Here is an 18,022-nt window from a genome sequence, read left to right on the forward strand (position 1 = left end):
CCAACCGGGAATTCCCGGACCGCCCAGGCCGGCAACCGGGGAGAGCTGGCCGCCACCCGCGGATACCCCGGCAGCGGTTCGGCGTTTCATCCGCTGCGATGGCCGAGGCCGCGCGGTTCAGGCGTCGGCCCGGCGCCCCGGGACCATCCCGTTCCGCGGCGAGCTCACCGCGAACAATCGCCGCGCTTTCGAAATTCGCGAAGGCAAAATCGGTAGGCTTAATCACGAAATCAGGCCCGGACAAAATCAAATTCATGCAGGATGCGCTCAACCCCAAGAGGACCGAATTCAAACCTTCACCTGGAAGCCCGCCACGAATCGGCAGGCCACGAACGGACCCCTCAGTGGGTGTCAAATCATTCTCGGGGCGGCACGGCGGACGCATTCCCATCGACAGATCCAGCGCACGCGATCATGAGTCTGCGCTTTACCGAGCTGACGACCACACCATGTGGCGCATGTTGAGCGGCGGATCCAGATGATGGGACGGCCTGTTGCCGGGGGCGCTGAGGGCAGGACTCGGTGAATGGAGAGCAATGACTGCCGTGAAAGGAGCGACCACTCAGGACAGCAACGCGGCACCGATTCGCATCCGCGTCCTCGTCGTTCCCGGGCCTGCTACCCGATCTCCTGGGAAGCGGCAGATGGCACCACCCGCCACCCGGACATGCTGCTACGCCGCCGGCAACCCGCCACCCAGACGCCCAGACTCGCCGCTACCTCGCCGGCAACCCCGCTACCCAGCCACGCCACCATCCCGCCACCAAGCCACCCCGCTACTCCGCTACTCCGCTACTCCGCCAGCAACCCACCATCCAGACACGCCACCACCCGGACACACAGCTACCCCGGCAACCCGCCACCCAGACTTCCCCGCTACCTCGCCAGCAACCCACCACCCAGACACACCACCACCCGGACACACCGCTACCCCGGCAACCCGCCACCCAGACTTCCCCGCTACCTCGCCAGCAACCCACCACCCAGACACACCGCTACCCCGGCAACCCGCCATCCGGACTTCCCCGCACTCGCCGGCGCACCGGCGGCCCGGCGCAGCGGTCTCCGGATCCAGTGGGCGCGGCGCGCGGCCGGTCAGGCCAGGGTGATCGCGTATAGGTGCAGACGGGGGTCGTTCGGCAGGGTGATCGAGCGGAGCTGTTTGCCTTCGGACAAGGGCAGGCTCAGGCCGAAGAGATTCACCGGCGGGCCGTCGACGCCGCGGCCCGCCTTGATCCGGTGTGGCATGGCGAGGACGGTCGTGGTGCCTGGGGACGCGGTGCCGCACCAGTCGGCGACCGTCACCGCGGACGATGAGGTCGTGCCGTCCGTGTACCCGATGGTCAGGGCGGCCGTGACCGGTCCGTTGTGTGTCGTCGCGATCAGCTTGACCGCCGTGTGATCGCCGGCCGGCAGCAGCAGCGACTGGCCGCGGGACCGTACGAGGTTCTTCGCCGTGCCGGTCGGATCCGGTGCCTGGTAGGTGACGCCGTCCCAGGTGACCGGGCCGGCGGCGGGCAGCAGGTCGGCGTCGTAGCTCCAGCCGCCGCCGTCGAAGTCGCCCTCCGCCGGCGACGCGACGGTCGCCGTGCCGTCGGCGTTGCGCTCGGTGCCGAGATCGACGAGGCAGGCGCCGGCCGTTGTCGAGGCGCAGGTGACCGGTTCGCGGACGGTGATCGAGGCCGGGCGCCGGACGGTCTGCGTGCCGGGTGCGGAGACCGAGACCTCCACCGGGTATTCGCCGACGGCCGTTCCCGCCGGGGCCCGCACGGTGACCGTCGCGGTGGTCCCGATCGGCAGGTGGCGGGTGACCAGGGTCCTGGGTAGCCGGGGGCTGACCGTCACCTGCCAGCCGGCCGGGGCGACGGCGGTGACCCGGGGCGTGATGGCCAGCGGCGCCTGGGCGACCACGTCCACCTCGAAGGCCGCCTGCTGCGCGGCGGGCGAGCCGGCGGGCAGGGCCGCTGTCGACGGGCGGACGGCGGCGTCCACGTGGGTGCGGTCGTCCGCCGGGGCCCGGTTGACCGACGGCGGCTGGGCGGCGACCGAGGTGCCCCAGTTCGAGGGGGTCGCGCCGAGGGTGTGGCTGAGGGTGCCGCCTGCGGCGACCGCCGACCAGTCGAGCCAGGTCCTGGCGACGGGCGCGCCGCCCAGCCGGACCCGCTGGATGTAGCGGTTGGCGTCGGAGGCACCCGGTGCGGTGATCACGAGGCGGCGGTCGCCGATGGTGACGGTCGCCTCGGGGAACTGCGGGCTGGAGAGCGCCAGGAAGTTCCCGCCGCTCATCGTCGGGTAGAGGCCGAGCGAGGAGAAGACGTACCAGGCGCTCATCGTGCCGAGGTCGTCGTTGCCGGTCATGCCGTCGGGGCCGGTGGTGAACAGCGTCATCGCGGCCCGTACGACGGTCGCGGTCTTCGCCGGCGCGCCCGCCCACAGATACATGTACGGCGCCAGCAGATCCGGCTCGTTGTTGGGGTTGTACGTGGCCTTGGCGTAGTAGTCGTAGGGGCTGGCGATCCAGTCCGTGCGCGCGGTGCCGGCGGGGTCGGTGAGCAGCCTGTCGTAGACGAAGAAGTCGTCCAGCCGCCGCTCCGTCGCCTTGCGCCCGCCCATCAGCGAGACCAGCCCGGCCGGGTCCTGCGGCACCAGCCACTGGTACTGGTAGGCGCCGCCCTCGTGGAACTGCTCGCCCGCCGCGACCGGGTCGTACGGCGTCAGCCAGGTCCCGTCGACCGTGCGCGGGCGGAACTGCCCGATCGACGAGTCCCACAGGTTGCGGTACCACTGCCCGCGGCCGGCGAACAGCCTGGCGTCGGCGGTCCGGCCCAGGCCCTCGGCCATCAGCGCCAGCGCCGCGTCGGCGGCCGCGTACTCCAGCGTCGCGGAGGCCGGGTGGTCGCAGTCGTTGTCGCCGCCCTTGTCGGCGCAGTCCCCGCCCACGTCGAGCCCGGACGGGACGTAGCCGCGGTCGGCGTAGTAGTCCTGGCCCGTGCGCCCGTTGTAGGGCGAGTCCACCGGCGGCTGCGCGGTGGCGTTGTCGCGCAGCAGCGCGTACGCCTCCTCCTCGTACCCGGCGAGCAGGCCCTTCGACCAGGCCTCGACCAGGAACGGGGTGACCGGGTCACCGGTCATGATGTTGGTTTCGCTGTTGGCGAGCGCCCAGCGCGGCAGCCAGCCGCCGTCGCGCCCGATCGCGACGACCGACAGCGCGACATCGCGGGCCACGTCCGGGACGAGCAGTTCGAGCAGCTGGTTCTGCGGCCGGTACGTGTCCCACAGCGAGAGGTTCTGGTACGGCGTGTACCCGGCGGCGGTGTGCACCCGCCGGTCGAAGCCGACGTAGCTGCCGTCGACGTCACCGGCCAGGTTGGGGTGCAGCAGCGAGTGGTACAGCGCGGTGTAGAAGACGCTGCGCCGCTGCGTGGTACCCCCGCCGATCTCGATCCGGTCGAGTTCACCGGCCCAGGTCTCGCGCAGCTTCACGCGGGTGGCGTCGAAGTCGTACGAGTCGGCGGTCTCGGCGGCGAGGTTGCGCCGCGCGCCGTCGGGCCCGGTGTAGGAGAGCGCGACCTTGACGACGACGTCGTGGTCCTGGGTCGCGTCGAAGGTGACCCACGCGCCGTTACCGCCGGCGCCGGACGCGTCCCTGCCGCCGGGGGTCAGCGCCGCGCCCCGCCAGGTGCCGGTCGACGCGAACGGGCGGTCGAAACTCGCGGTGAAGTAGACGGTGTGGTCGTCCTTGCCGGCGCAGAAGCCGCCGGCGTGCACACGTCCCTCGACGGTCCGGTCGCCGACGACGTGGATCTCGGAGTCGAAGACGGACTGGTTGGCCCGGCCGGTGTTGAACAGCACGTTCGCCGCGCCGGTCGCGGGGAACGTGTAGCGCTGCCAGCCGGTCCGCGGCGTCGCCGTCAGCTCGGCCCTGGTCTGGTACCTCGTCAGGCCGACCCGGTAGTAGCCGGGCGAGGCCTCCTCGTCGTCGTGCGAGTACGGCGAACGGTAGGAGTTCGGGTCGGACGTGGTGACCGCGCCGGTGGTGGGCAGCATGGGCAGTTCGCCGGCGACACCGCAGCCGACGCCGGACAGGTGCGTCTGGCTGAATCCGTGGATGCTGCCCTGCTGGTAGTCGTATCCGCCCTGGCCGCCGGTGTCCGGGCTGACCTGGACCATGCCGAAGGGCGCGCTCGCGCCCGGGAAGGTGTTGCCGAAGTTCTGCGTGCCGACGAAGGGGCGCACGAGGTCGACGGGACCGTCCGCCGCGGCGCCGGCCCGCGCGGGGCTCGCGTGGCAGGCGGTGGCGGCGAGCAGCATGGCAACCAGGAACCGACGGGTCATCGACAAGCCTCCCGTTAACGACGTCATCGTCCGGTGACAACGTTGTCACAAGCCAGCGACACATGTCAATGAAACGACCCGCGCGGACACCCGGATTGCACCCCGGGGCGCCTCAGATCAGGCCGTCCGTACCCGATCTCACCTGGTACGACCGTCCAGCAACAGGCGGTTTCACCGACCGGAGATGAGCTGATGGCAGCCAGCACGCAATCGCCGGCCCCGCCCGGAGCTATCGAACGGCGCGCGCCCCGCGCCGCTCAGAGCTGGGCGCGGGCCTGCATCGCCGTCGCCGTCACCATCGCCGTCTTCGGTGCCGTGCTGAGCACCGGCGTGTTCGGGCCGGACGCCTCGCGGATCATCGCCAACCTCGGGCTCTTCCTGGCCGCGCTCGGCGCGTCCGCCGCCTGCCTGTTCCGCGCCGCGAGGTTCGGCGGCCGGATGCGCGCCGGCTGGGCCATCATCGGCCTCGGCGCCCTTTCCTGGAGCGTGGGCCGGGTGCTCGCGTTCCGGCTGGAGACCTCGACGGGCACCGTCCCGCTGCCGTCCGAGGCCGACTTCGGCTATCAGGGCATGGTCCTGCTGACCACGGTCGGCCTGCTGGTGCTGCCCGTCGCCGCGCAGACCCTGGCCAACCGGGCCCGCAGCGTCCTGGACGGCCTGATGGTCGCCGCGTCGCTGCTGCTGATGGCCTCGTACGTCGTCTACGAGCCGATATTCGAGGCCGGCGTGGCCAACGTCCGCGGCCTGCTCGTCAACCTGTGGTACCCGGTCGGCGACGTCGTCATCGTGACCATCCTCGTGTACATGCTGGCCCTGCAGCGCCGGCAGGGGAGCGGCCTGGCCCGCCTCGCGCTGGTCGGCGCCGGCATCGCCGCCTTCACGGTCTCCGACATCGGCTTCGCGTACCTGAACATGCACAGCGCGTACAGCTCGGGCGGGGCCATCGACGTCGGCTGGTTCGCGGGCTTCCTGCTGATCCTGCTCGCCGCCGCCAAGCCCGCCGGCACCTACCCGGACGCCGGATCCGACGCCGCGGACTCCCGGCCGTTCGGCGTCCTGCTGCCGTACGTCGCCGTGCTCGCCGCCCTGGTGGTCAGCGTCATCTGGTTCCTGCGCACCGGGCAGAGCAGCGCCTTCACCTCGTACACCCGCTCGGCCATCATCCTGCTGATCGTCGGCCGCCAGCTGCTCACCCTGCTGGAGAACCGCAGCCTCACCGGCAACCTGGAGACCCGGGTCGCCGACCGCACCGCCGAGCTGTCCTCCAGCGAGCAGCGCTTCCACTCGCTCGTGCAGCACAGCTCGGACGTCGTGACCGTGGTCGGCACCGACGCCGAGGTGCTCTACCAGAGCGAGTCCGTACAGCGGGTCTTCGGCTACTCGCCGGGACTGCTCACCGGTCGCCGGCTCACCAGCCTCCTCGAGCCCGCCGCGGCCGCCCGGCTCGCCGGCGCCCTGCGCTCGGTCACCGAACGCCCGCACGCGACCACGATGCTCGAGTTGACCGTGCCGCACCGCGACCGCCGGCTGCGCCAGGCCGAGATCACCATCACCAACCTGCTCGACGACCCGAACGTCGGCGGCCTCGTACTCAACACCCGCGACATCAGCGAGCGCAAGGAGCTGCAGGAGCAGCTCGTGCACGAGGCGTACCACGACGCGCTCACCCAGCTCGCCAACCGTGCCCTCTTCCGCGAGCGGGTCTCCGCGGCCCTGGACCAGCGCCGTGCGGACGACGACGTGACCGTGCTCTTCCTCGACCTCGACGGCTTCAAGGAGGTAAACGACAGCCTCGGCCACATCGCCGGCGACCAGCTGCTGGTGCAGGTGGCCGAACGGCTGAGCACCTCCGTCCGCAGCGGCGACGTGGTGGCCCGCTTCGGCGGCGACGAGTTCGCCGTGCTGATCTCCTCGCCGCTGGGCGCGGGCGAGGCCGAACTCGTCGCGCAGCGCATCGTCGACGGGCTGCACGAGCCGTTCCTCGTCGACGCGCGCACCCTGCACGTGCGGGGCAGCATCGGGCTCGCCTCGTACACCACGCTGGCCGGCGGCGAGGATTCCGGCAACGCCGAACAGCTCATGCGCAATGCCGACCTCGCCATGTACAAGGCCAAGGGGACCGGCGGCAGCAGCTTCGCCAGCTACGACCCGCGGATGCTGGCCGGCCTGGTCGAGCGCCTCGAGCTCGAGGCCGACCTGCGCCTGGCCCTCGATCGCAACGAGCTCCGGGTGCACTACCAGCCGACCATCGACATGGTCGACAGCCGGGTCGTCGGCTTCGAGGCGCTGGTGCGCTGGCAGCACCCGACCCGCGGCATGATCAGCCCGCTCGACTTCATCCCGATCGCCGAGGCAACCGGCCTCATCGTCCCGCTGGGGCGGTGGGTGCTCACCGAGGCGTGCCGGCAGGCCGTCGAGTGGGCGAAGCGCGACAACCAGCGGCCGATCAAGATGGCCGTGAACGTCTCGGTGCGCCAGTTCGACCGCAGCGACCTGCCGACCGTCGTCCGCGAGGTGCTGACCGAGACCGGCATGCCGGCCGACCAGCTCTGCCTCGAGATGACCGAGAGCGTGCTGATGACCGACACCGAGGAGAACCTGGCCCAGCTGGTCCGGCTCAAGGCGCTCGGCGTGACCCTGGCGATCGACGACTTCGGCACCGGCTACTCGTCGCTTGCCTACCTGCGCCGGTTCCCGGTCGACATGCTCAAGATCGACCGGTCGTTCATCGAGCGGCTCGGCGAGCAGACCGACGACACCGCGCTGGCCAGCACCATCGTCCAGCTCGGGCAGAGCCTCGGCATGACGACCGTCGCCGAGGGCATCGAGGAGTACGGCCAGCTCGCCGCGCTGCGCGACATGGGCTGCACGTTCGCGCAGGGCTTCTACTTCTCGCGCCCGGTGCCGGCCGGCGAGGCAGGTCGCCTGCTACCGCAGGGCGCCGACGCCGCCGTCGCCTGATCCCGGCACCGCGCCGGCGTCAGAACAGGGTCGCCGGCCCGACCGGCTCCGGCTCGGGCAGCGCCCCGAGTCCGGGTACCCGCGCCCGGACCTCCTCGTGGAAGCGGCGGGCGAGCGCGGGCGCGTCGGCGTTGTCCGGGGTGTGTATGAACATGGTCGGCGAGCGGCCCTCGCGCAGCCACCCGGCGACGATGTCGACCCAGTGACGCCAGCCCTCGATCGTCCGCTCGGGATCGTCACGGCCGAGGTACCGGACGATCGGGCGGTCGGTCAGCGCGCGCGTCCGCAGCGGCAGGCGCGGCTTCTTGGCCCAGGCGTCCCGTTCCGCGTCGCTGGTCGGCGGGCTCGCGAAGAACGCGGCGGTGTCGAAGGGTATCCATTCGGCGTCCGCGGCGGCGAGCACGCCTTCCAGCAGCCCCGCCGAGCGGGGATCGTCGAAGAACGCGGGATGGCGGACCTCGACCGCGTACGGGTAGGCGGCCGGGAGCCGGCGCAGGAAGCGGTCGAGCGCGGGGACGTCGGCGGGGCCGAAGGATCCCGGTAGCTGGATCCAGAGGGCATGTGCTCGCGGGCCGAGCGGCTCGATCGCATCCAGGAAGATCCGGAGCGCCTCGTCGGCGCCGGCGAGGCGGCGTTCGTGCGTGATGAACCGGGGGAGCTTCATCACGAAGCGGAAGTCCGTGCCGGTCTGGCTCGCCCACGATGCCACGGTGTCCCTGGCCGGAGTCGCGTAGAATGTCGTGTTTCCCTCGACCGCGTCGCACCAGCCGGCGTAGGCACGCAGGCGCTCCTGCGGCGCGAGCGGATGCGCCAGAAAGCGCCCCTGCCACGACTTGTGGGTCCACATGGCGCACCCCACGTGAAGACGCACGCTCGGCGCCACGAATCCCCCTTTACCCCGCGTAACACCGCGAGGGTAACAATGCCTCGGCGGGAAACGCCCGAGCCGGTACCCGTTGTCGACCCGGGATGCCACGATGTTCGCCATGACCTTGGTACGCACGGTCCGGTTGCGATTCGGACAACTCTCCCGGGCAGCGGCCACGCACACGAACCTGTCCGCGGTCCGCGCCGACGGCCGGGTGCTCTGGATCGCCGGCGACGAGACGGCGACCCTGGAGCGGCTGGTGGCCGACGACCCGGCGGCGCCCACGGAGTACGCCGACGAGCGGACGTTCCGGCTGGCCGACTTCGTCGACCTGCCCGGCGAGGACGCCGACGAGGAGGCGGACATCGAGGGGCTGGCCCGCAACGGGCACTTCCTCTGGGCTGTCGGCTCGCACAGCCTGCGACGCAAAAGGATCAAGGAACGCCACGCCGGCGACAAGGCGCTGCGGCGGCTCGCGCGGGTGGAGGGCCAGGCCAACCGCCAGATTCTGGTACGGCTACCGATCGCCGACGTGGACGGCCTGCCAACACCCGTGCCCGAGATCGTGGTGGACGGTGAGCGGCACCGCGTGGCGCAGCTGGACCCCCGGGACGGCCTGCGTACGCTCCTGCGGCACGACGATCACCTGGCGCCCTTCCTGGCCATCCCCGGCAAGGACAACGGCCTGGACATCGAGGGCATCGCGGTGATCGGTGACCGGGTCTACCTGGGCCTGCGCGGCCCGGTGCTGCGCGGGTGGGCGTTCGTCCTAGAGCTGCGGCCCTACGTCGACCCCGGCGATCCGGGCCGGCTGCGCCTGCGCGACTTCGAGGACGGCCGGCCGTACCGCAAGCACGTCCTGGACCTCGACGGCCTGGGGGTTCGTGACCTCTGCCCGGCCGGCGACGACCTCCTGGTGCTCGCCGGACCGACGATGGCCCTCGACGGTCCGGTACGGATCTACCGCTGGCGCGGCGCCTGCCAGGTGGGCATGCCGGCGATCGTGCGCGGGGAGCTCCTCTCCCGCGAGCTGGAGCTCACCTACGGCGAGGGCGACGACCACGCCGAGGGGCTGGGCCTGGTCGGCCCGCCGGAGAACCGGACGGCGCTGGTGGTCTACGACAGCCCGGCCGCGATCCGGCTGACCGACGACGGCACGGTCGTCGCCGACGTGGTGCGGCTGCCGTAGCAGCCCGCGGGCCGGGGCGCCCGCGCATTGCCGCGACGCCGCCGTCCGCCTCGCGGACTTCATAAGCCCCGCGCATTGCCGCGACGCCGTCCGCCTCGCGGAGTTCATAAGCCCCATTGTGGACGGGCCGCGACGCGTGGCAGGGGACGCACGAGGTTCCGGAACCGTGAGCTTGCGGCGTGGCCTTGATCGGCCGCCACGCCGCCCATCACCACGCCCACCTGCGGAGACGAGCGTCGATCCCCGGCGCGCCCGGGTAGCGCCGCCGAGAACGCAGATGATGAAGCGCTTCCCGAGCCCCTAGCAGGCATTGACACCCGTTAACCCGGGGTTCACAGTGACCTATCAAAGAGCGCTTTCTCACGCATGTAGCGGCTCGGTAATCGCATCGACACATCCCCGGTCACCATCCCCATCCCCATCCCCCACTTCTTGATTCCCCGCAAGGAGGACCGTTCATGAGTTCAGCCGTTTTCCGAGGCGGAGGGCGCGGTATGTCGCCCGCGAGGGCCGTCGCCCTCACCGCCGCGCTTCTCGGTCTGCTCGCCGCCTACCTGGTCGCAACGATCCGGGACGCCGACGCGGCCGAGGTCATCGTCTCGCAGGGCAAGCCGACGACGGCCTCCTCCGTGGAATGGGCCGGCACCCCCGCCTCCGCCGCCACGGACGGCAACACCGGCACCCGCTGGTCCAGCGCCTTCTCCGCCAGCCAGTGGCTACAGGTCGACCTCGGCTCCACGATGGCCGTGAGCAGCCTGAATCTGAACTGGGAGGCCGCGTACGCGACGGCCTTCACGGTGCAGTTCTCCACCAACGGCACGACCTTCACCAACGCCACCGGCACGCTGCGCGGCAACGTCGGCGCCCAGACGGTCGCCGCCGCGGGCAATGCCCGGTACGTGCGGCTCAACCTCACCGAGCGGGCGTTGTCGATCTACGGGTACTCGCTCTGGGAGTTCCAGGTGTTCGCCGGCGGCACCCCGCCGACCGACCCGACGACGCCCCCGCCGACCGGCGGCGCCACGCTGCTGTCGTACAACAAGCCCGGCGCGGCGTCGAGCGAGCAGAACGACGTCAACTGCAACCCGTGCACCGTCGGCAAGGCCTTCGACCTGGACCCGGCAACCCGCTGGGCGACCAGTTCGACCACCGGGTGGGTGGACCCGGGCTGGATCTACGTCGACCTCGGCGCCACCGCACAGATCAGCCGGGTGGAGTTGCAGTGGGACCCGGCGTACGCGACCGCGTACCGGATCCAGGTCTCGCCGAACGCCGCCACCTGGACCGACATCTACTCGACGACGACCGGCCGGGGCTTCAAGGAGGTCCTGAACGTCTCCGGCACCGGCCGCTACGTCCGGATGTACGGCACCGCCCGCTCCGGCCCGTACGGCTACTCGCTGTACGACTTCAACGTCTACGGCACCGGCGGCACACCGAACACCCCGCCCGCCCGGCCCGCCGACCCGACCTTCCCGGCCACGAACCTGGTCTGGAGCGACGAGTTCAACGACCCGGCCGGCACCCGGCCGAGCACGGCCAAGTGGACCTACGACCCGGGGTTCCCGCAGAACGGTGAGATCCAGTACTACACCGAGAACAGCAACAACGCGCAGATGGACGGCGGCGGCAACCTCGTCATCGAGGCGCGCAGGGAGGCCTCGAACGGCCGCGACTACACCTCGGCACGGATGAACACCGGCGGCAAGTTCACCGCGCAGTACGGCCGGGTCGAGGCCAGGATCAAGGTGCCGAAGGGCAACGGCCTCTGGCCCGCGTTCTGGATGATGGGCGCCGACTTCCTCACCGGCCGCCCGTGGCCGTACAACGGCGAGATCGACATCATGGAGGTCCTCGGCCGCAACACCACCGAGGGCTACTCGACCCTGCACGCGCCGCAGTACAACGGCGGCGGGGGCTACGGCCAGAAGTACACCGCACCGGGCGCGGCCGACCTGTCGAACGCCTTCCACGTCTGGACGGCCGAGTGGGACAGCAAGGGCATCCGGTTCCTGCTCGACGGCGTCCAGGTCTTCTACGCCAGCAAGGCGACCGTGGAGGCGACCCGCGGACCGTGGATCTTCGACCACCCGTTCTACATCATCCTCAACCTCGCGGTCGGCGGCGACTTCCCCGGCCCGATCGACGCCTCGACCCCGTTCCCCTCCCGGATGCTCGTCGACTACGTCCGCGTCTACAAGTGACCTGACGACCTGCATCCAGCGCCGGGGCGGGGCCCCCATCCCCGCCCCGGCGCACCCACCTCCCAGAAGTTCCACCGCCACTGCTGGAGGGATTCCCCGATGAGAAAGAGAACCCTGTCCATCGCGGCCGCGATCGCGGCCGTCCTCACGACGTACGTCGCCGCCGCGCAGACGAGCGCGAGCGCCGCGGACGGACTGCTCTCCCAGGGCCGTCCGGCCACCGCGTCGTCCACCGAGTCCGCGGCCTTCCCCGCCTCGAACGCCGTCGACGGCAACCCGGGCACCCGCTGGTCCAGCGCGTTCAGCGACCCGCAGTGGCTACAGGTCGACCTCGGCGGCACCGCGACGATCTCCTCCGTCGTGCTGGCCTGGGAGACCGCGTACTCGAGGACCTTCAGCCTGCAGGTCTCCCCCAACGGCGGCACGTGGACCACGGTCAAGGCCAACGTCGCCGGCACCGGCGGGCGACAGAGCGTCGCCGTCGCCGGCTCCGGGCGCTACGTACGCCTGCTGTCGACGGCCCGGGCCACCCAGTGGGGCGTCTCGCTGACCGAGTTCGAGGTGTACGGCAGCGGCGGCGGCACGCCTGTCCCGCCGACCATCCCGCCGGGTGCCGTACGGGTCGCCGAGTTCCTCGCCGACTGCCCGTACAGCCACCGGTTGCCGGACGACCCGATCGTGTTCCCGAACATGCCGGGCGCCTCACACATGCACAGCTTCTTCGGCAGCACGGTGACCAACGCCCACTCGAACGTCACCGACCTGCTGAACGCGAACAGCAACTGCAATCCGTCGATCGACAAGTCCTCGTACTGGATACCGACCTTCTACCAGAACAACGTCCCGGTCGAGCCGACCACGGGCATCTTCTACTACCTGGGCGAGGGCGTCAGCGACGCGCTGATCGCGCAGACCCGGCCGCTGCCGCTCGGCCTGCGGATCGTGGCCGGCAACGCCCGGGCGACCGGACCGAACGACAACACCATCTCGCGCTGGTCCTGCCTGCACGCCGGGGAGGTCGGCTCGTCGCACGACTTCGTGACCTGCCCGGCCGGCACGATGCTGGAGGCGTACCTCGACTTCCCGCACTGCTGGGACGGGGTGAACCTGGACTCGGCCGACCACAAGAGTCACATGGCGTACCCGGTTAACAATGCGTGCCCGGCCAGCCACCCGGTGGTCGTGCCGAAGCTGCGCCAGGTCATGCGGTACCCGGTCAACGGCAATCCGGCCGGCTTCCGGCTCGCGTCGGGGCCCGGATACACGATGCACGGCGACTTCTTCAATGCCTGGCCGGAGGACGAGATGGCCCGCCGGGTCAACGACTGCATCCGGATCATCGTGAAGTGCGGCACCAACGGGCGGCCGTGAGATGACCGCCGCGGCCGCCGGGGCGCAAGACGGCCCCGGCGGCCCGCGTGGCCGGGCTAAATCGGTGCAAGAAAGCGCTCTCAGGCGGAAATATTCTGGTGCTATAACAGACGCCATGACAACCCGGCCCGCCCGCGGAGGGCAGAACCCGACGATGGATCAGGTCGCGGAGGCGGCCGGGGTCTCGCGGGCGACCGTGTCCCGGGTGATCAACGGCGCACCCAGCGTCGATGCCAAGATCCGCGAGATCGTCCAGCGGGCCATCGCCGAGACCGGATACGTGCCGAACGTCGCGGCCCGCTCGCTGGTCACCCGCAAGTCGAATTCGGTCGCGCTGGTCATCTCCGAGCCGGACCGGCCGTTCGACTCCTCGTTCCTGAACCGGATCTTCACGGACCCGTACTTCGGCCGGATCACCGCGGGCGCGACCAGCGCGCTGCGCCCGCACGACATCCACCTGGTGATCATCCCGACCGACTCGACGGACCATCACCACGTGATCCGCTACCTGCGCCAGGGCCACGTCGACGGCGTGCTGCTGATCAGCAGCCACGAGCAGGACCCGCTGCCCCGTCAGGTGCACGAGCTGGGCATCCCCGCGGTCGTCTCGGCCCGCCCCGCCTCGCCGCTGGCCGTCAGCTTCGTCGACGTCGACCAGCGCCTGGGCGCCCGGCTCGCGGCCGAGCACCTGCTCGCCCGCGGCTGCCGCCGACTCGCCACGATCAGCGGGCCGCTGGACATGCCGTCCAGCCAGGACCGGCTCGACGGCTTCCGGTCGTACCTGGCGAATCGCGGCATCGGCGACGTGCCCGCCGTCGAGGGCGACTTCACCCGGCACGGCGGCGAGGCGAGCGCCCGGCGGCTGCTCGGCGAGCACCCCGACATCGACGGCCTCTTCGTCGCCAGCGACCTCATGTCCGAGGGCGCGCTGCGAGCGGTGCAGGACCTCGGTCGCCGGGTGCCCGACGACGTGGCGGTGGTCGGCTTCGACGACAGCAGCGCCGCCCTCGACTGCCGGCCGCTGCTGACCACGATCCGCCAGCCGGTCGAGGAGATGGCCGCGGAGATGGCCGAGGTGCTGATGGCCCGCATCGCCGCACCGGGCCGGCTGCCGCGCTCGGTGACGTTCCAGCCGACCCTGGTGATCCGCGAGTCCGCCTGAGGAGGCCTCGACCCCATCGGCCATCATGACTCCGTGGTCGACCTCCTGATCAACCTTCTCGCCAGCGTCATCGCCGGCACCGCCGTATGGCTCGCCGGGCAGGTCCTGCGCCGCCGCCGGCTGGCCCGCGAACGCGCCTTCTTCGGCCTCACCGAGGGGGCGAGCTGCCTGCTCGTCGTCTCCCGGCACGCGTCGTCCCCGCGCGAGCACAGCGTCCATCGCCGCGACGTCGCCGCGCTGGTCGAGCTGGCGACGATCGCCCGCGAGTGCGGCGCCCGGGCCGACCGGGTGGGCGAGGCCGAACCCGCCGGCGAGATCGGCAGGCAGACGGAGTTCTGCGTCGGCGGCCCGCTGATCGCCAACCCGCGCAGCGCGGTGCATCTGCGCACGATCCTGCGCGGCGTGACGTTCACGAGCTCCGGTCCCGGCGAGGCAAGCGAGGCCCGGCTGGCCTTCACCGTCGACGGCAAGGAGTACGTCCGGACCCCGGACACGACCTACGTGGTGCTGGCGCGGTTCTGGGGACCGGGCCGCGGGCGCCCCGTCTTCCTGCTCGCCGGCCTCACCGCGGGGGCCAACCTCGCCGCCGCCCGCTACCTCGCCGGCCGGCACCGGCAACTAGAGCGCCGGTACGGCGCCGACCGGCCGTTCTGCCTGGTGCTGCGGATCGTCGAGCCGGCGGCGTACGGCACCGACTTCACCGACGTGGCGGCCGACGTGACCGGCGTCGCCTTCGAGGCGGTTCCAGCCCGGACCACCGAACCGATCGACCCGGCACCGCAACCCTCCGGGCAGTAGCCTCCGAGGCATGGGGAACTTCCTGCGCACCGCCGAGGCCGGGCGGTGACCACCCGTCACGGCAGGTCCTTGGCCATCTGCTGGGCCAGCAGGCCGTAGCCGAGCCGCTCGAAGAGGCGCCGGGCCCCCTGGTTCGAGCCGTCGACGTTCAGGCCGAGGCCGCGCACTCCCCGGTGCACCATCTCGGCCTCGATCGCGGCGATCACCGCCCGGCCGTGCCCCCGGGAGCGGAACGCCTCGTCGATGCCGACGTGGTGCAGCCAGCCCAGGCCAGGCCGGGGCGGCGCCGGCATGGCGGCCCAGACCCAGCCGGCCGGCTCGCCCTTCGCCAGGACCGTACGCATGATCGTCCCCTCGGTCCGGTCACCGTGCGGGAGCAACTCGGCCAGCCGCCGGGCCGAACGGGCCTCGGCCTCGCCGTGCCAGACGCCCTGCTCCTCCACGAGGTGCTGGGCATACTCGGCGAACAGCGTCTCGACGCGGCCCGCATAGTCGATCATCGGCACGAGCTCGACCCCGGCCGCGGACGGGACGTCGACAAGCGAACGGGACCGCTGCTGCGCGGTCACCTCGAACCCGAGCCGCTCGTAGAGGCGGCGGGCGGTGTCGTTGTCCCCGAAGACGTTCAGCCCGAGCCGCGACACGCCCAGCTGCGCCAGCTCGGCCTCGACGGCCGTGATGATCGCCGCGCCGTATCCCCGGCGGCGATGGCCGGCGTCGACCTCGACGTCGCTGATCCAGGCCATCTCGGGCATGGTCGTGCCCGGCAGCGACACCCAGATCCAGCCGACCTCGGCGCCGTCCACGACGGCCTTGCGGAGCAGCTGACCTCGCGTCGCCGGGCCGCGCGGCAGCCGCTCGGCGATGTCGCGTTCGGACTCCGCCGCCGCCTCCGGCAGGGAGAGGCCGCGGGCGACGGAGATCGCCGTCGCGTAGCCGGTGACCATCGGCTCGCGCCGGGATGCGAAATCCCGGTCGTCCATTTCCAGCAGCGTCAATGCCATGAGGTGACCCTTTCACGACGGAGTGACACGGCCGTCCGGCATGTCCGGAGAAACGGTGACCGAGGGACTGAATCGGCGCCGCCGTCCCTCGGTCGGGGTATACACAGGCGCCGCCGAATCAGGCCATCATCTGACCAACCGGTCCGATAGGGACCGGACAGGAGAAAAGGCAGGATGTGGGGCCTGATGGTCAACTGGACCCTGGTGCCGTGCCTGGTGACTCTGCGCAACGAGTTCAACCGGCTGGCCCCGAACCGCGACAAGGCGAGCGACGGATCCGTCGGCGACACCTCGCACGCGGCGAACTCCTCGGACCACAACCCCGACGAGACAGGCAACACGCCGCAGGAGGACAGCGACAGAAGGAACGAGGTCCACGCCATCGACGTGGACGACCGCCTGCGCAAGTCCGGCTGGACCATGGACCGGTGCGTGGAGATCATCGTCACCCGGCACCGCGAGGGCCGTGACGACCGGCTGCAGAACGTCATCTACAACCGCCGCATCTGGTCGCGGTCGTGGGGCTGGACGGCCCGCCCCTACACCGGGACCAGCGCACATACCGAGCACGCGCACTTCTCCGCGCGGTACACCACCGCCCAGGAGAGCGACACGAGCCCGTGGGGACTGCTGGAGGAAGACGTGACGAAGACCGAATTCAACGCCTGGATGACCGAGTGGGCGCGCAGCGCGGTGGGGCGGGAGGCCCTTGCCGTGGCGGTTCTGGCCTGGGACCCCGGCGTCGACGCGAACGGCCACGTCCGTCCCGGCGGCGTGCCGAACCCGGATCCGGTCGGCTTCAAGAACAACCCGACCTTCGGGCCGAACTACGCCCTGCACCGCGCGGTGGTCGCCGCGACCCTGGGCTACGAGATCCGCGAGCGGGTCGACAACGTGCAGGCGTCGGTCGACGCCCTGGCCAAGGCCCAGCCGGTCGCGCCCGTCGGCATGCAGGTGAACCCGCAGACGGCGCTGGACGCGCTCGGTAACGGTCTGTCCAACCAGGAGGCCGCGGCGGCGCTGCGGGCGGCGCTCGGCGACCGGGCGGCGGAGGTCGGCCGGCTGCTGGCCGGCTAGCCGGTACGCCGTCCGGTACGGGACGCGGCCAGGGCGCCGGGAGTGCGCGCCTGGCCGCGTACACCCGGCCGGCTACGGAATAACGGCCTTCGGTGGCCCGCCCCCGGAGCCCGGCAGTACGGTGAAACGCATGTTGATCAGCTGTGGGTGCCCGGTGTCCGGGGTGTGGGCGGATCCGCTGTCGGTGACCGGCTTCGCCATGCGCGCGGAGGAACTCGGCTACCACGGCCTCTGGTCGTTCCAGCGGTTGCTCGTCGGCTCGGACCAGGACCTCGCGCCGGTGTACCGGAGCGTCCTCGACCCGCTGCTCGCGCTCACCTACGCCGCCGCCCGCACCACGCAGATCCGGCTCGGCGTGGCCGTGATCAACCTTCCCTACGTCTCGCCCACCTACCTCGCCAAGCAGGCGAGCACCCTCGACGTGCTCTGCGGCGGCCGCTTCGACCTCGGCCTGGGCACCGGCTGGTCCGAGGTGGAGTTCACCGCGACGGGCTCCGACCCCAACCCCCGCGGGCGCCGCACCGAGGAGTACCTCGCCGTGCTGCGCACCCTGTTCCGGGGCGAGCGGGCGGAGTTCGACGGCGAGTTCTACACCGTGCCGTCGAGCGTGATGGCGCCCCGGCCGGTGCAGGCGGGCGGTCCGCCGATCCTGCTGGGCGGCACCGCGGACGTCGCGCTGCGCCGGGCCGGGCGGCTCGCCGCCGGCTGGGTCAGCAGCAGCCGCGCCAGCCTCGACGACATCGCCCGCGGTACCCAGATCGTCCGGCGCGCGGCCGAGGAGTCGGGCCGGGACCCGGATTCCGTACGGATCGTCGTGCGCGGCGTGGTCAAGGCCGGCCTGCGCGACGACGACGTGCCGCTGTCGGGCACCTGGGACCAGATCCGGGCCGGCGCACAGGCGTACGCCCAGGCCGGCGTCACCGAGCTGTTCTACGACCTCAACTGGGATCCGTTCATCGGCTCCCCGGACGGTGACCCGCGCGCCGCGGGTGAGCGGGCCGAGGAGATCCTCACCGCGCTCGCCCCTAACGGCTGAAGTTCTCCCGCATACGT

Annotated in this window: 11 protein-coding genes; 8 read left to right on the forward strand and 3 right to left on the reverse strand. The window is 71.4% G+C overall.

Annotated elements, in window-relative coordinates:
* Positions 1–1,095 precede the first annotated feature (1,095 nt).
* Positions 1,096–4,335, reverse strand: coding sequence for a GH92 family glycosyl hydrolase (locus AB0B58_RS16755; protein ID WP_360224129.1), 3,240 nt, complete (start codon positions 4,333–4,335; stop codon positions 1,096–1,098).
* Between the two features lie 192 nt (positions 4,336–4,527).
* Here AB0B58_RS16755 and AB0B58_RS16760 point away from each other — a divergent pair, with 192 nt between their 5' ends.
* Complete coding sequence (locus AB0B58_RS16760) at positions 4,528–7,296, forward strand: bifunctional diguanylate cyclase/phosphodiesterase (protein WP_360224131.1); 2,769 nt, start codon at positions 4,528–4,530, stop codon at positions 7,294–7,296.
* Positions 7,297–7,315: 19 nt separating this feature from the next.
* On the opposite strand, the gene AB0B58_RS16765 is transcribed toward AB0B58_RS16760, so the two are convergent.
* The gene (locus AB0B58_RS16765) at positions 7,316–8,143 is read right to left on the reverse strand and encodes a DUF72 domain-containing protein (RefSeq protein WP_360224133.1); all 828 of its coding nucleotides are present in this window, start codon (positions 8,141–8,143) and stop codon (positions 7,316–7,318) included.
* A gap of 139 nt (positions 8,144–8,282) precedes the next feature.
* On the opposite strand from AB0B58_RS16765, the gene AB0B58_RS16770 reads away from it, so the two are divergent.
* From AB0B58_RS16770 to AB0B58_RS16790, 5 genes are all read left to right on the forward strand, one after another.
* Positions 8,283–9,353 (forward strand): DUF3616 domain-containing protein, encoded by a 1,071-nt coding sequence (locus tag AB0B58_RS16770; RefSeq protein ID WP_360224135.1) that lies wholly within the window; start codon positions 8,283–8,285, stop codon positions 9,351–9,353.
* A gap of 494 nt (positions 9,354–9,847) precedes the next feature.
* A complete protein-coding gene (locus AB0B58_RS16775; RefSeq protein WP_360224137.1) occupies positions 9,848–11,557 on the forward strand; it encodes a discoidin domain-containing protein in 1,710 nt (569 codons plus the stop codon).
* A 99-nt stretch (positions 11,558–11,656) separates the two neighbouring features.
* Positions 11,657–12,928 carry a DUF1996 domain-containing protein gene (locus AB0B58_RS16780; RefSeq protein WP_360224139.1) on the forward strand — a complete coding sequence of 424 codons (1,272 nt, stop codon included), beginning with the start codon at positions 11,657–11,659 and terminating at the stop codon, positions 12,926–12,928.
* Positions 12,929–13,043: 115 nt separating this feature from the next.
* Positions 13,044–14,090 (forward strand): LacI family DNA-binding transcriptional regulator, encoded by a 1,047-nt coding sequence (locus tag AB0B58_RS16785; RefSeq protein WP_360224141.1) that lies wholly within the window; start codon positions 13,044–13,046, stop codon positions 14,088–14,090.
* 33 nt (positions 14,091–14,123) lie between these two features.
* The gene (locus AB0B58_RS16790; RefSeq protein ID WP_360224143.1) at positions 14,124–14,888 is read left to right on the forward strand and encodes a hypothetical protein; all 765 of its coding nucleotides are present in this window, start codon (positions 14,124–14,126) and stop codon (positions 14,886–14,888) included.
* Between the two features lie 56 nt (positions 14,889–14,944).
* On the opposite strand, the gene AB0B58_RS16795 is transcribed toward AB0B58_RS16790, so the two are convergent.
* Positions 14,945–15,892, reverse strand: a complete 948-nt coding sequence (locus AB0B58_RS16795; protein WP_360224145.1) for a GNAT family N-acetyltransferase — start codon at positions 15,890–15,892, stop codon at positions 14,945–14,947.
* Positions 15,893–16,078: 186 nt separating this feature from the next.
* Between AB0B58_RS16795 and AB0B58_RS16800 the strand changes: the two genes are divergently transcribed.
* Entirely contained in the window at positions 16,079–16,969 is an 891-nt protein-coding gene (locus AB0B58_RS16800; RefSeq protein WP_360224147.1) for a hypothetical protein, read from the forward strand.
* 130 nt (positions 16,970–17,099) lie between these two features.
* The gene (locus tag AB0B58_RS16805) at positions 17,100–18,005 is read left to right on the forward strand and encodes a TIGR03619 family F420-dependent LLM class oxidoreductase (protein WP_360224149.1); all 906 of its coding nucleotides are present in this window, start codon (positions 17,100–17,102) and stop codon (positions 18,003–18,005) included.
* Positions 18,006–18,022: the final 17 nt, after the last annotated feature.

Source organism: Actinoplanes sp. NPDC049118, from assembly GCF_040648555.1.
Taxonomy (GTDB): Bacteria; Actinomycetota; Actinomycetes; order Mycobacteriales; family Micromonosporaceae; genus Actinoplanes.

Bases quoted from the DNA above. Each gene is read 5' to 3' on its own strand.
- AB0B58_RS16755 (WP_360224129.1), bottom strand. From the start codon at position 4,335: ATGACCCGTCGGTTCCTGGTTGCCATGCTGCTCGCCGCCACCGCCTGC.
- AB0B58_RS16760 (WP_360224131.1), top strand. From the start codon at position 4,528: ATGGCAGCCAGCACGCAATCGCCGGCCCCGCCCGGAGCTATCGAACGG.
- AB0B58_RS16765 (WP_360224133.1), bottom strand. From the start codon at position 8,143: ATGTGGACCCACAAGTCGTGGCAGGGGCGCTTTCTGGCGCATCCGCTC.
- AB0B58_RS16770 (WP_360224135.1), top strand. From the start codon at position 8,283: ATGACCTTGGTACGCACGGTCCGGTTGCGATTCGGACAACTCTCCCGG.
- AB0B58_RS16775 (WP_360224137.1), top strand. From the start codon at position 9,848: ATGTCGCCCGCGAGGGCCGTCGCCCTCACCGCCGCGCTTCTCGGTCTG.
- AB0B58_RS16780 (WP_360224139.1), top strand. From the start codon at position 11,657: ATGAGAAAGAGAACCCTGTCCATCGCGGCCGCGATCGCGGCCGTCCTC.
- AB0B58_RS16785 (WP_360224141.1), top strand. From the start codon at position 13,044: ATGACAACCCGGCCCGCCCGCGGAGGGCAGAACCCGACGATGGATCAG.
- AB0B58_RS16795 (WP_360224145.1), bottom strand. From the start codon at position 15,892: ATGGCATTGACGCTGCTGGAAATGGACGACCGGGATTTCGCATCCCGG.
- AB0B58_RS16800 (WP_360224147.1), top strand. From the start codon at position 16,079: ATGGTCAACTGGACCCTGGTGCCGTGCCTGGTGACTCTGCGCAACGAG.
- AB0B58_RS16805 (WP_360224149.1), top strand. From the start codon at position 17,100: ATGTTGATCAGCTGTGGGTGCCCGGTGTCCGGGGTGTGGGCGGATCCG.